Below are 13081 nucleotides of genomic sequence, written 5' to 3'. Positions count from 1 at the left end.
CAGCCATACTCCATACCATATTGGCCGCTGCGCCATTCATGGGTGCCGAGGACATGGTCGGGATGGTCGAGGAAATACTGGTTGATCCGCAGCGGACCGCTGCCTTCATCGCTGCCGGGAATGTCGGCGAGGTCGAGCCAGTCGAGCCGGGGGCGGACCGCGTCGCTCTGATGCTTCTGGAAGAGCAGGATGTCGACGACGACGTCTGTGCCCGCCTCGTCGCGCATGGCTTTGCCGGGAAGGCGAACCGCGCCGAGGAAATCGGCCATCCCATCGATATGCTGGCGTGCCGCTGGATCGCTCTTGTCGAGCGAGTATCGCGAGGTGACGAACATGGCGATACCGCCTGCGCGCAGCTGCTCGATCGACCGGGCGATGAAGTAATCGTGGAGCGAGAGCCCCATCCGGCCGAGCGGCGTGCGGTTCTGCACGGTGACGTTCGAAAAGGGCGGATTGCCGATCGAGAGATCGAAGTCGCCTGGCAGTGACGCCTTGTCGAAGTCGATGCAGCGAATGATCTGGCCGGGATAGAGGGCGCTGGCGACGCGGGCGGTGACGGGATCGTTTTCGATGCCGACGAACAGCGTGTCGCTCGACAGATAATCGGGCCGCAGCCCCATGAACAGCCCGCTGCCGCAGCCAGGTTCGAGGATCTGGCCGCCGGTGAAGCCGAGGATGCGGGCGGCCTCCCACATGGCCCGGATGATATATTCAGGCGTATAGTGGGCATATTGGGTGGCGCGCTTGAGCGACGAAAGCTCAGCGTCGGTGGTTTCGGCGACAAGGGCTTGGCCCAATTCCTCCCAGCCCTGCCGGTATTCGTCGCCGCGGCGGGCGAAGATATTGTTGGCAAGTTCAGAGGCGCCGAAGCCGATGAATTTGGCGATGGCCTCCTGCTCGTGGGGCGATGCGCTGCGGCTTTCGCGATCGAGCACATTCAAGAGACGGATCGCCTCGATATTGTCGTGCGCGCGGGCCTTCCATGACGGGGCGAGTACCCGGCCGCCGGCGAAGGAGAAGTCGACCGGCAGTGCGGCGGGCGGCTTTGCCGTGACGTCGAACAGGTCGGTGGGGACAACGCTCGGTTTGGTTGGTTTGGGCGCGGGTTTGATGGGCTGGTCGAAGTCCAGGCACAGCTGGAGCGCCAGCGCGGATGCACTGTTTCGCATGAGAGCCTCCTTTTCAGGGGATGGTGAGAAGGCGATGGGATCCAACAGGCGGTCCGAACCGCCCGATTGGCATCGCAAGGGTCGCGGTCAGGCCAGACGCCCGACCCGGCGGATCACTGGCTGGAGATCAGGAGATCGAGGCGTGTTCGAAGACATCGTCGGCCGCACCGTTGACGATGACGGCATCGGGATTGGTGGCGAGAACGGCGCGCGAAATGTTGGCGAGCGGACGCTTGCGCAGCGGATACTGGAAGATCTGGTTCTTCTCGATCGTGACGAGATTGGTGCGCAGCAGGCGTCTGAGCCGTCGCCCTTCGAGGGCATGGGTAAGCAGATCGCTGACTTCCCATTCGAGATCATGATCGATCGTGGTGTCGCCCAGCGCACGCGGCGGCCGATTAGCCTTGAGCCATGCCTGGACCTCGGACTCGTCCCAGCGACCGACCTTGTCGAAGAAGTCGGCGGAACCATGTCCCTGATTGTGGGCGTGGAAGGCCAGTTCGCCGTCAATCCAGATTTCCGCGCGATAGGCGGCGGTTTCCTGGGACAAGGCGGCGCTATGGGTGATGCGTCTGAGTTCGATTTTCATGGGGACTCCTGTGATGCTCCAATGGCAAGCACCTGTTCCTCGCCCCCTCCCCTTACCTGTCAGCGCGGAGCCTGCTCCGCGTTGTCAGGGTGCAAGCTGGTGTGAATGGAGGAGGAGTTCCCGAATATGGGGTTGGCGGCGTCGCCCACCGGTTGGATCGGATGTCGTCGGCTCGGGGCGTCGCTAGATTGTCCGATCGCGCGGAAGCCGTTCGGCGATTTCGTTATCGCTCAGGTCGTTGAGGAGTTTGAGGACCGTCCCGCTTCCGGGCTCGTAGACCAATATGGTACGCTGGCCGCGTTGCTCGGCGGGCCAGGCTTCGGGATCGAACTGGCCTGCCAGCCCGCGGAAATCGGCATGGGTGCGCGACCAGATCAGTTCGAGCTTCTCGTCACGGGTCAGAGCCCGGAGGTTGGCTTGCTCATGGCCGATGATCGCCGCACGCATAGCATCGGGGCTCGCAGGGTCACCAAGGTTGCAATAGGCATGGAACCAGCGGTCGCGGTCATCGATCCTGATGTCGAAGAAGACCGAGCCGACGAAGCCGGCCTTGAGTTCGGACATGGCGAACATCCCGGCACGCATGAACAGAGGCGGCAGCACTTCGAGCATTATCTCGTAGGAACTGCGTTCTATCTCGAACCACTGGTTGACATAGGCGCGTCCCGATATCCGCTCCTCCGGATGGCAGTCGGGAATGCGATTGAACAATGCGAACATCTCTGCGTGCGTCGCGACGGCATCGAGGACTTTGGTGAACGGTGGGGTGGTGGCCATGTCGGTCTCCTGGGGATCGGCCAGCGCGGTGGCGGCCGGTAACGGGAGGATTGAGGCCGGAGAAGCTGGCTCGATACTCGGCCTCGCTCCATCACATCCCTCTGCCCTTTCCCGCGTGGGCGAAGCCTGTGGTTGGATTGATCGGGATCGCGCAACTTCCGCACGCGCTATGGATTTGCTTGCGTCACAAAGCGCGGGTGCCGTGAACGTCGCTTTGCCTGGTCAACCCAGCCGCAAGGCAGCGGCATATTGGCGCAACAACCCCGCCATTGCCGCTCGCAGGTGACTTTTGTTGCCGATCACCAGTTCGGGATGGAGTGCCCGGCCGTGGACTGTCCGATAGCCTGAAGCGGGCATGCCGTCGGCGTCCTCGACAATGATGCGGTGACCGCGTGGTCGCGCCGGCCCGGCGTAGCGGACGGTGAAATCGCCAAGGCGTCCTGACAGCCCAGCGGCCATCTTGCTCCAGCGAATATGGCCGGCCGCGAACTGCTCACCGGGAGAGCGGCCACGGGAAATCCAGAGACGAAACTGGGTCCGTTGCTGGAGCAAAGAGTTGCGCGTGCGCTCCATTGTCCGGGTAAGCGGGAGAACAGGCGCGGCGGAATCGAGCCGGGCGAATTCGGCTTCGCTGGCGATTGCGACGATGTCGGTATAGTCGCGCTGCCGCAGATATTCCCGCAAGGCGTCGTCGTCACCAGATGCTATGCTGTTTGCGTCGGAGAGGATGTAAAGACCTCTTTCTACGTCGATCAGGCAGATTGTGGTTTCCTCATGGCCTGACCGCTCATGGAGCATAGTGAGGATGCCGATTGTACCGGCTCTATATTCGCTCGCGCCAAGGATGAGCAGGCGCCGATGCCAGGATGCGGGAGCGGGCAGATCGCCAGGGGACGGCCATTGGCTGGGAAGCGGACGTGAGGACGGCGGGCTGGCGACTTTGGCAGGTTCGGGGGTAACCGCGGTGAGGGACCGGCGGGCCGCGTCGAATATGTCATCGGGCCGCCCTCCCCCGTCGAGAAAGCCCTGATTGTAGGCGCCGCGTCGCAGGTCGGGTTCACCCAGGCGTGTGCGCGACGGTGGCCGTGCCTCCCAGCCTGCCCTTGCCGCATAATTGCCAGTGGCCCAGGCTACCGCCTCATCCCAGTCATAGCCGTGGACATCGCGGGCGCGGAGAATTCCGGCATCGCGGCTGTCGGTGCTGCCCTCGGCGACTTTACGCTCAACAAAGGCGAAATTTTTCGCCTGACGGTGCTGTTCGCCTTCCTGGGCTATCTGCTCATGGAGAGGCTTGAGCATTGCGGTGCGCTCGCGGGTGCGGGCCATGCGCACTTCGAGGGGAGTCCCGATCGGGAGGTCGGGAAAGGCGCGCCAGGCATCGGCTATGGCATGGGCGTGATGCGAAGGACGGCCACGCGCTATCCAGCAGGCCGCATTGGCGGGATCAAAGGTCTCGGTCATGTCGAATGGTCCTTGCGCGAGTGCTCACATAGCGTGCTGCAGCAGCGGCAATGCGGTCACATCGCCCTGCGTCGCGCTTCGATCGAGCACTGGGTAGGGCAGGTTTGGAACTTTGCGGGCCGCGATCCGGGCCGCCCTTGTGAGGGGAAAGAGATAGGTGTGACATCCCGGATGACGCCGTCTGCGCAGGAAGCCGGTGCGCTCGAGATCGGCGAGCCAGTCCGCACGATCCTCGCCAAAATTGGGCGGGCGTGCGCCGGCAGTGAGGAGAGCCTCGATCGCATAGCGCTGTCCGCATTCTGCGTTGCGGATCTTGGACAGGGCGCGTGAGGAGATCGGCTGACCATCGGGTAGGATGAGGTCGGTGCGGGGGCTCGATCTGCCGGAATATTGGCTGTTTGCGGCGCGATAAATGAGGCCGCAATGTCCAGGCAGTATTACCTGCCCATCGGGATCGACGCGCCGGACCGGATCGGCATAGGAGATCACGGAGAGGATTTCGGGCTTCTCGCGGCGCAGAAGCCGAAACGCGCGGGCGATCAGGAATGTCTCGGCATTTCCGCCCTGGGAATCGTCTATGACCAGGCGTCCCAGGTCGCATGCGGTGCGGGGATCGGTAAGACCGGCGCTCTTGGCAACGCTGGCGTTGTTGACCGGGTGCGAGAAGACGCAGACGCCGACCAGTGTCGCGCGGCCGCCTGCGCCATTAGCGAAAAGGCCGACCGATAGACGCGCGACCGGCATCGAGGCGGTGTAGTGATGCGCCCGCACGAACGGGGCCGCCTGATTCTTTGTGCTTATGATATCGACGGCGAGCTGCTTCGGATCAATTTCCGTCGCATCCGGTATCCAGTGGCAGCGCCGGTTGCGCCAACGCTGGCTGCGTGTGGTGAGCATGATGGTGATCTCCCTTGGATCACCATTGCCCCTCCCCCTACCCTCTCGCGGCCCGCTGGGCCTGAGGACGGTTCGAGTCGGCTGATGTGAATGTGTCGATCACCGCGGGGCGGATACCTACGCGTGAACACTGTAAGGATTCAGTCTCGGTCGATACCTGTCGCGTTGTCTTTGAGAGCAGAAATAACCGTATTGGTGAAGCCCGGAGGCATGCGACCGGCAATATAGGAAGGTTCCGGTGACACTGGCCGGATATCGAAGCCTATCCAGGTGAAGTGATTATACTGGTCGACGACGACTGATGTGCCGCGGGAGATCCCCGCAGCGTCCGCTACCTGATCGGGTATTGCCAGGGTTGAGGCTTGCCGGTCGGCCTTCGTGGTGATCGCGACTGTAAATACCCGTTGCCCCTGGGTAGCGATAACCATGACAGGTCGCGTTTTGACGCCTTCATCGCGACCTGCTTGCTGTTCGTGGGTGAAGAGGTAGACGTAGTGGAGTATGTCACCGACTTTAGGAAGCGGGGTCATCGTTCCAACGATCTGCCGCGATTTCCTCACTCGTCGGACGGGCCGCTTCGAAGATGGCGGCGTGCTCACTGGTCATATCGGCGGCGTCGACGGCAACCAGATCCAGGACCGAGAGAATTTGACCTGCTGCAATTCGCTCTAGCCGCTCGAAGTAGGACGCTTCGGCCAAGGTGATGTCGGGCCTTCCATGCTTGGTGATGGTGACAGGTGTCCGGCGCCCGAGATCAAGATACTGTCCCGTGTGGTTGTGGAAGGTAGTCAGCGGAACCTTCTTTTTCGGCGGTGTGGCGATAACGGGATCGGCCATGGGACTCTCTTCAACCAGATGATGCCCCCAAAATAGCAAATATGGCAATTTTTGCAAGTTTCGGCTGATGAGATTCGAACAGGCAGGTCGTGTCATCGCGGATCTGGTAATGGGATCTGTACGGACTGCCCGGTGCTGAGATTGATGAACCCGCCGGCGTGACCAATGGACCCGCGGCCGAGGAGGTCGAACAGAAGCGCGAGCGCGTGGCTTGCAACGACGCGGTTTACGAAAAGCGACTGCCGTTCGAGCGCTTCGGCGACCGAGCAGGACGGGGAATCGTCGTCGGGCAGGCTTTCGTCCCTGAGTTCCGGAAAAGCTTCGAGAACAGTCGGCAGGCGCGAGCCATCGTCGCCCCTCTCCGACGCTGGGCAGCCGATGATAAATTGCCCGTCATTCGCGCGGTTGCCGAGGTCCATCCAGTAGGTAGGTCTGTTGCGCTCATCCTCGATCGCGGCACCGATCGCGCGTCGAGCGGATGCTGTGTCGACACAGGTAATGAGCATCTCGGCGGCTTCCGGCCTGATGGCGCTAGGCGCGCGACCATGGACGGCCTTCCAGTCCAGCCCATGTGCCAGATTGATTCGCTCGGTAAGGGTGCGGGCCTTCGAATGCCCGATATCGCCGTGGTAGAAGGGCTGGCGGCCGAGATTGGCTTCGCTGACAATGTCATCGTCAACGGTCGTAACGTCGAGCGAGCGAGAGCTGATGGCGCGCAAGGCTATATCGAGGCCTGCCAGCCCCATGAGCATCTGCGAGCCTGACCCGCCGCAGCCGACAAGCAGGATCCTGATCGGTTGGTTGTTGAAAGCGGCGGGTATGTAGTGCCGACGCGGCAGGTCAGTTTGCATGGTGATCTCCTGTGAACGGACTGCGTGGCAGGGGGAGAAACATTCCGCCGGCGCACAGACGTGAGACCATTTCCGGTCCGGTCGGATCGTCGATCCTGCCAAAGACGAGCGCGAGCTTGGTTGCATCGGCGTCGTCGGCATCGTCGGTGGCGCTGAAGAACGCGCGGCCGCGCGCGTGGCTGTGTGCGTCGCAGATCATGTGGCAACCCGGCGGAAGAACCGGGGTGCGGTAGATGAGGCGTGAGGGCGTCGCTTCGTCGATTGTCGGAAAGATCAGTGAGAACTCCCGGGTTGCTTCATCCCAGACGATGAACGCAGCGGCCTCATTGGGTAAGGCGGCCCGGAAGTGATCGAGCATCGCCGCGCGATGCTCATGTGGGATGAGCCCGCAGAGCAGGTCGGCCCTCGGCGGTCCTGCAGCGCCATAGGGCAGATAGGCGGCGATCGACGCGGTGATCGGCACATCGAGCGCGAGCCAGGGGCGGCGCAGGATGAGCATGACATTGTCGCATCCGATGGCGATACCGTGACCGCCCCGCGCGGCGCGAAGGGCATCGATCGCGGGCGAGCGCCCGGACGGTGGAACCGGGTAGCAGGGCACGGCGGCGAGCACTGCCGCATCTGTCGGATCGTCGGTGAGCATATTCATCTCCGGGTGAGCGCGGCAATCAGCCGCCCGAGGGTCATTGCATCGCCAGCCGCCGGGCGCTGTTTCTGCGCAGCGGTGTTGCGGGCGCCTGCGATAAAAGGCTTGAGGCGGCTCACCGGGAACCGGCGTGCGCGCCGCGCCGCAAGGTCATCCCAGAGAGCGATCAGCCCGCCCTTCCCTTTTATCGTGAACTCCTGGCCGGGGTTAGGGTGCGTCGACCAGCTATCGAACACCGCGCTTTCGAATTGCGGGATGGAGGCAATGGTAAGCTCCTTGGGTCGTGCGATGCTGCCCCAGCAAAGATGCCCTTCGACAAAGACGTTGAGAATCGGGGAATGGAGCAGCCTGGTGTCCACGCCGGGTCGCTGATTTGCCGGAAGCGCGAAAATGCCGAGGCCGGAGTGGGTCGCGACGAACAGATGCGCCGGATAGGGGACGGGCACGATGATCCGCTTGCCGAGCAGGCGCAGGTCGTCCGGCGGGGATGACAAGGCGAAATAGGCGGGTCGCACCTGCTCAGGTATCCACCAGACGAGAAGATCGGGGTGTGCGACCAGCATGTTATCGGGCAGGAGCTGGGGGGTAGTCGTGCGGCCGAGCGCTTCGGACCACTGGCGCAGATGCGCGCGGGTCAGCGGCGTGCCTGCTTCGATGGTCGGGCGCTCCTCATCATCGAGCTTGACCGCGTGCATGCTGGCAAAGGCAAAGCTGTCATGGCCGGAGGAACGGGACATGCCGCGCGCATCGCTGCGATAGAGCAGGATCGCGTTCGCGAGGACGAGACTGCCGTCGACGGCTTCGAAATGGGTCGAATAATCGGGCATGACGGGCTCACTTTCTTGCCGGGTCGAACTGGAGCAGGGCCTGGGCGGAGGCGAGGAAGCGGGCGCCGGCGCGCAATGTGGCAAACCAGTCGTCGATGCGGTCGGCGTCGGGCAGCGGGCACAGGCCGCAAAAGTCCATGAAGCCCATTTCCATGCCGTGGCGTCCGACATCGTCGAGTTCACGCGCGAACTGGTCGAAGGGAACGAGGGTCAGCGGCGGCAGCGTCGCGCATTCCTCGATGCCGGGAACATATTCGAAGACCATCTCGATATCGTAGTCCCAGGCATTCAATTCCCGCGGGCTCTGTGCGAGTGCGTCGTGGGCATCGTGCAGTTCGCTCAGCAGTTGGCGCAATCGGGCCGGGAGCCGCGAGGGACGCGCGGCATTGGCTGAGATCATCCATTCGGGACGCCGTGCGTTCATGGTCGACGGCAGGGTCATTTCGCTATTTTCGATCTCGTCCGGACCGTACATGTCGATCATGGATTGCCGGGCGGATTCGTCGTCGGTCTCGCCTTCCCAGTAGTACATCGACACATCTTCGAAGAGGTCGTCGTATCCGAAGATCGGCAGGGCGCGGCGCAATGTCTCTCCCAGTGCCTTATAAATCGCGGCGCGCCAGCGGATGGGCGCGTCCCCGGTTTCGATCCAGCCAAGGTCGAGCTGGCCGAGACTATCGCAGATGATTGCGATTGCCGGCGGTCCGTGATCGTGCCCGTGGAGAACGACCGTGCGCAGGTCCACCATGTCGATTGCGCCGAGGACATCGTGAACCGCCTCGCTGAAGACCCGTTCGATATGGCGCCGCGCTTCTGGGCGGGTGAGGCTTTGTGAGCCCGGAGTGCGCGCCGCGACCCATTGACCGATCAGCTTGTGGTGGGGCGCCAGCGGACAATCGAACAGGACCGGAATGTCCCTCGAAACCGCGGGTGACCGCCCGGCAAGGTCAGCCGAGCGGCGGGAGTGCAAGGCCTCTCGGCGCGTGCATCGGTTCGGAGATACCAGGCCCCGCCAGGGTTGGATTTGTGCCGATCCGCGCGTGGAGCGCCTGGGCCTTGAGGCTGCAGGCGGGGAGCTGGGTTCCGGGAGTGTCGCCATCATCGCATTCGATCCATTCGAGCAGGGTTTTTCGGGGTGCGGGCGGTATGGGCGCGGACTTGCGGCGGCCCATGGTCAGCCCTTGGTGCCGACCGCGCGGCGATATTCGGTCACGTGCGCGCCGCCGATCACGCCGGCGTCGGCCATCTCGGCATTGAGGATCGCCGGGTAGAGGGTCGCATGGTAGGCGCGGAGCGCACGAGGATCGCCCGCGAGATGGGGCGGGACCGGCAAGTCGATGCCATCGTAGCGGTAGGTGCGTTCGAGCTGGTTGATCTGCATTGAAGGTCTCCTGTTGGCTGATCGTTGAGATGGGAGAATGACCGGGGTCAGAAGAGGCTGGCGGGCTCGTCCGCTTTGGCGTCCGCGGGGGGTGTGGCCGGAGCCGGGGTCTTTGCCGCGGTTGTCGATGCCGAGGGCTTGGGCGCTGAGGCCGACTTCGCTTTGGCGGCCTCGATCGCGGCCGTCCTGGCGGCTTCGGCGACCTCGCGCTGTCCGGCCAGTTGGTCGGCGAGCGTCTTGCGTGCGGCGATGAGTTGACCGAGCGCGCCTTCGGCTCCCCTGGCGAGTTCGGCATCGATCTCGGCGGCGCTTGCGGTGATGGCGATCGGGCGTGTCTCGCTTGTGTCGAGCGTAGCGGTAGCGCCCTCGGCTTTGCGCGGGATGATCGTCAGCGTGACCGTGTCGTCAGGTCCGGCGACAAGGTCGAAAGCAAGCGAATAGCGGGCGAGCAGCGGCAGCAGGCTTGTGACAAGCATGGTGTTCAGTCCTTTCGTGTGGGGAACGGGTGGGTAATCAGGCAACGAGTTCGGCGACGCTCGCGGGGGCTTCATCGGGAACTGGTGTCGGGTCTGGCGGCGGGCCGTAGGTGCTGTCGAGGGTCATTGCGCCGGGCAGTCGTCCGGCCCAGTCGAACCCGATACGGTTGAGCATGCCGGTGATGAGTTCCGTCTTCTTGGAGGCGAGGAGGCGCGCGAAGGACTTGGCGCCGATATGGGCAACGAGGCCGCATTCCTGAGCGATGAAGCTGAGTTCGTCCTTGGTGTATCGCTCGAGGAACGCCTGATCGACCTGCCAGCTGTCGCGCAGATCGACCCCGAACACCCGCGCGAGATCCGCGACGTGGCTGAAGTTGAGGACGTCCTTGGCGTAAGCCGCGCCAATGACGGACAGTATGTTCGTAGAGCGCGCATCGGGCAGCGCCTGGATTTCGGCGATCCTGTTCGCATAATCGAGATCCCGGAAATTATCGCCGACAAGCAGACTGGCGCGCGACGTCAGCGTCTCGGCCTTGATCTGGGACAGCGAGCCGGACATCGCGGCAACGAGGATGGTCGTCCGGGCGTGATCTGCGTTGCCTGCGAGCGCACGGGCAAGCGCGGTCCGCCAGGTCGCTTCGCGAAGCTCCTTCGTGCGCGCGGCGAGCGACTTGGCCGTCACACCGGGTTTCGGGGCGCTTTGCGAGGCTTTTGCCGGGCTGACCGGAGCTGGCGCCGACGACGGATTTGCTTCGGATTGGACCGAAGGTGGCTCGCCCTCCCCTTCCCCATCCTGCGAGGCTGCGGGCGGCGCGTTATCGAGTTCCGTATCGGCGGTGTCTGCCCCCTCATCGTCTGCAGACGTCGCGAGAGCGGCTCTTGCCGCGGCTTCGGCCTGGGCCTCCTTTTCGAAACGGATGACCTCGGCAGCTTCGGTCTTGATCTGGAAGCATCCGGCGTTGGTGCAGTATCCGTCGTCGACATGGGTCTCAAAGAGCGCGCGCTGGGTGGCGGAATTATAGGGGCACTTGGTACATTCGCTCTTGTCGAAACAGGCAGACGCAAGGTCCTGTGTCACCCGCTTGAGAAGCTCCTGTGTCTTGGCGACGTCGAGTTGCGCGGTGAGAATGGTTTCGAGCGCCTTGTCCTGCTTGTCTTTCGGCACCGCGGCGAGCAGTTCGGCATGACCGACTTTGATACGGCGTTCGTCCAGGGCCGTTTTGACCGGTTCGGATAGTTCAGCGAGGGCGAGGCGGCGATCGAACATGGTGCGGGACCATCCCAGACGCTTTGCGGCTTCCGCGCGGTCACCCTGGCATTCCGCGAGCACTCGCACCGCTGCATCGGCCTGTTCGGTCTCCGATGCGTTGTCGCGATCGTGGTTCTCTGCGATTGCGGCTTCAAGGGCTTCCCGATCGGTCATCTCGCGAATGACGACCGGGATTTCGCCTTCCGGGCCATAGACCTCCAGCGAGGCGCGATAACGACGTTCGCCCGCGACGATTGCGAAGAATCCGTCCTTTGGTCTGAGCAGGATCGGTTGCAAGACGCCGCGCCGACGGATGGATGCTACGAGTTCTTCATGCTTCGCGCGGTCGAAATAGCGGCGCGGATTATCTCCTTTGATGATTTTGGAAAGCGGCAGGGTGATTTCGGGAACGGGTTCTGGTGCGTCCAAGGCACGTCTCCTTGCGGAATGTCGCGGACCCGTCCTTCGCGGCCGTGCGGCTTCAATCCGGCGAGTCCAATCCGCTCCCCTCCCCCTTGCCTCTCGTGGCCCATCGGGCCTCAGAGCGGGTTGGTCGATTTCCTGCGTTTGGCAAAAAGGGAGCCCGCATCCGTGGCTTCAGGCGCTGGTGATCAGGTCCAGCAGACGCGCTTGCAATGCGCCGTCGCGTAGGTCGGTATCATTGATGTCGATGACCGGAGCGATCTTTTCCATGCGCGGATGGGTGATCGCCTTGGCGTCATGATAGGCGTCGGTGTCGAAACCCATCGCCTCGACTATGGCGATGCGGTTCTCGCCGGTCTCGCGCGAGCATGTCTCGATGATGAAGTCGGGCCGACAGTTCCCGGCGGGTGTCTGGATATCGAACAGGGGCTTTGTGATCGCGCTATCGTAATGATGTTCATCGAGCCGGTGCTGGATGCGCAGGAGATCGCGCAACACGGTGCGTTCGAAATCGGAATCGACGGGTATGAAGCGCTGTCCCGAATAGATGGGCTGAGCATAGGCCCGCAGCGGCGCATAGCCCTTCACCTGCGGCAGCTCGCCGATGACGATCAGCGCCAGATAGGGGCCGGCGACGGGCGTGCCATGAATCGATGGGTGCTGGATACGCGTCGCGACTTCGATGGGATCGCAGCCGGCGGCATGGATAACATTGCCCTCAATGCCGTTGGCAAACAGCAGGAGAAATCCTTGCGGGGCGTGTCCGCGGGGCCAGCGGGAAGCAAGCGCGCGAATACCGGCATAGACGCGCCGATGCCGGAAGGCTGAACCGTGCGTCCATAACACCCTCGCCAGCTCGACGCCTGGCGCAACCTCGATATGACCGGCGGCTTGCTGGATTGCTGCGAATTCGCTGGCGATGCCGCGTTCGCCACTGGGCGACAGCATGGCTTGGTTGCGACCGGCAAGATCGATCAGCCGCCACATCAATCGGGCAAGCCGCGGGATATGTGGTTGGCGCACACGACCGCCTGCGCTGTCTTCGGGCGCGCGAGCAAGGCGAACCGGAGCGCTCTTAAGCACCGAAAAATAGCCCTCGGGGCGGTCGACTGGTCGAACCGGGTCGGCGGTCGCCATGTGTCCGGGCGCGGCCTGGGCATGGAAGAATGGACAATCGAGGCGATGCTCGGGTCGTCCCGGACCCGTTAGGCGTCTGAGGTAGAAGGTTTCCGCTTCGCTGAGATAGGCTGGCGTCATCAACGGCGGAGCGACTTGGGCGCCCAGGCAGTCACAAGCGATCCACATGTCGCCGAGCCTGGCCTGTTCCACCAAGACGACGCCGGCTTCCTCGTCGTGGTGGTTTCCCTTCCCGATGTACCATCGCACGAGCGCGTCGCGAACGAGCGGATCGATTGGGATTCGTTGGTGGCCCCTGCCCCCGCGATCAACCAGCCACATGGAACGATCCAGGGCGACATCGGGGGCATGCCGCTGATGC

General features: G+C 63.3%; 16 protein-coding genes. 2 read left to right on the top strand and 14 right to left on the bottom strand.

Going from position 1 to position 13081, the window contains the following annotated elements:
• Positions 1-38: 38 nt before the first annotated feature.
• Both HRJ34_RS29380 and HRJ34_RS29375 read left to right on the top strand, forming a co-directional pair.
• The gene (locus HRJ34_RS29380; protein WP_226949227.1) at positions 39-488 is read left to right on the top strand and encodes a hypothetical protein; all 450 of its coding nucleotides are present in this window, start codon (positions 39-41) and stop codon (positions 486-488) included.
• A 234-nt stretch (positions 489-722) separates the two neighbouring features.
• Entirely contained in the window at positions 723-986 is a 264-nt protein-coding gene (locus HRJ34_RS29375) for a hypothetical protein (protein WP_226949226.1), read from the top strand.
• Positions 987-1296: 310 nt separating this feature from the next.
• Here the strand turns inward: HRJ34_RS29375 and HRJ34_RS27915 are convergent, their stop codons facing one another.
• The 14 genes from HRJ34_RS27915 to HRJ34_RS27850 form a co-directional block, all read right to left on the bottom strand.
• Positions 1297-1758 (bottom strand): hypothetical protein, encoded by a 462-nt coding sequence (locus HRJ34_RS27915; protein ID WP_208634440.1) that lies wholly within the window; start codon positions 1756-1758, stop codon positions 1297-1299.
• A 183-nt stretch (positions 1759-1941) separates the two neighbouring features.
• A complete protein-coding gene (locus HRJ34_RS27910; protein WP_208634439.1) occupies positions 1942-2535 on the bottom strand; it encodes a DUF1419 domain-containing protein in 594 nt (197 codons plus the stop codon).
• A gap of 222 nt (positions 2536-2757) precedes the next feature.
• A complete protein-coding gene (locus tag HRJ34_RS27905) occupies positions 2758-3996 on the bottom strand; it encodes a hypothetical protein (protein WP_208634593.1) in 1239 nt (412 codons plus the stop codon).
• 24 nt (positions 3997-4020) lie between these two features.
• Positions 4021-4893 (bottom strand): Mom family adenine methylcarbamoylation protein, encoded by an 873-nt coding sequence (locus HRJ34_RS27900; protein ID WP_208634592.1) that lies wholly within the window; start codon positions 4891-4893, stop codon positions 4021-4023.
• Between the two features lie 140 nt (positions 4894-5033).
• On the bottom strand, positions 5034-5423 hold the full coding sequence (locus tag HRJ34_RS27895) for a hypothetical protein (protein WP_208634591.1): 390 nt from the start codon (positions 5421-5423) through the stop codon (positions 5034-5036).
• A complete protein-coding gene (locus HRJ34_RS27890) occupies positions 5407-5730 on the bottom strand; it encodes a type II toxin-antitoxin system prevent-host-death family antitoxin (protein WP_208634590.1) in 324 nt (107 codons plus the stop codon). Before HRJ34_RS27890 ends, HRJ34_RS27895 begins: the two co-directional genes overlap by 17 nt.
• Positions 5731-5822: 92 nt before the next feature.
• Positions 5823-6581, bottom strand: coding sequence for a PRTRC system ThiF family protein (locus HRJ34_RS27885; RefSeq protein WP_208634589.1), 759 nt, complete (start codon positions 6579-6581; stop codon positions 5823-5825).
• Positions 6571-7224: a PRTRC system protein A gene (locus HRJ34_RS27880; protein WP_319025646.1), complete on the bottom strand. Its 654-nt coding sequence runs from the start codon at positions 7222-7224 to the stop codon at positions 6571-6573. Before HRJ34_RS27880 ends, HRJ34_RS27885 begins: the two co-directional genes overlap by 11 nt.
• Before the next feature lie 2 nt (positions 7225-7226).
• Entirely contained in the window at positions 7227-8054 is an 828-nt protein-coding gene (locus HRJ34_RS27875) for a PRTRC system protein B (protein ID WP_208634587.1), read from the bottom strand.
• A gap of 7 nt (positions 8055-8061) precedes the next feature.
• Positions 8062-9024 carry a hypothetical protein gene (locus HRJ34_RS27870; RefSeq protein WP_226949246.1) on the bottom strand — a complete coding sequence of 321 codons (963 nt, stop codon included), beginning with the start codon at positions 9022-9024 and terminating at the stop codon, positions 8062-8064.
• A gap of 204 nt (positions 9025-9228) precedes the next feature.
• Positions 9229-9435 (bottom strand): PRTRC system protein C, encoded by a 207-nt coding sequence (locus HRJ34_RS27865; protein WP_006954024.1) that lies wholly within the window; start codon positions 9433-9435, stop codon positions 9229-9231.
• A gap of 47 nt (positions 9436-9482) precedes the next feature.
• A complete protein-coding gene (locus tag HRJ34_RS27860) occupies positions 9483-9911 on the bottom strand; it encodes a PRTRC system protein E (RefSeq protein ID WP_208634586.1) in 429 nt (142 codons plus the stop codon).
• 37 nt (positions 9912-9948) lie between these two features.
• A complete protein-coding gene (locus HRJ34_RS27855; RefSeq protein ID WP_208634585.1) occupies positions 9949-11589 on the bottom strand; it encodes a PRTRC system ParB family protein in 1641 nt (546 codons plus the stop codon).
• A gap of 168 nt (positions 11590-11757) precedes the next feature.
• On the bottom strand, positions 11758-13041 hold the full coding sequence (locus HRJ34_RS27850; protein ID WP_208634584.1) for a hypothetical protein: 1284 nt from the start codon (positions 13039-13041) through the stop codon (positions 11758-11760).
• Positions 13042-13081: the final 40 nt, after the last annotated feature.

Source organism: Rhizorhabdus wittichii (assembly GCF_017607425.1).
Lineage (GTDB): Bacteria > Pseudomonadota > Alphaproteobacteria > Sphingomonadales > Sphingomonadaceae > Rhizorhabdus > Rhizorhabdus wittichii.
The sequence above is the reverse complement of the archived record's forward strand: the minus strand, read 5'-3'. Positions and strand labels throughout refer to the sequence as shown.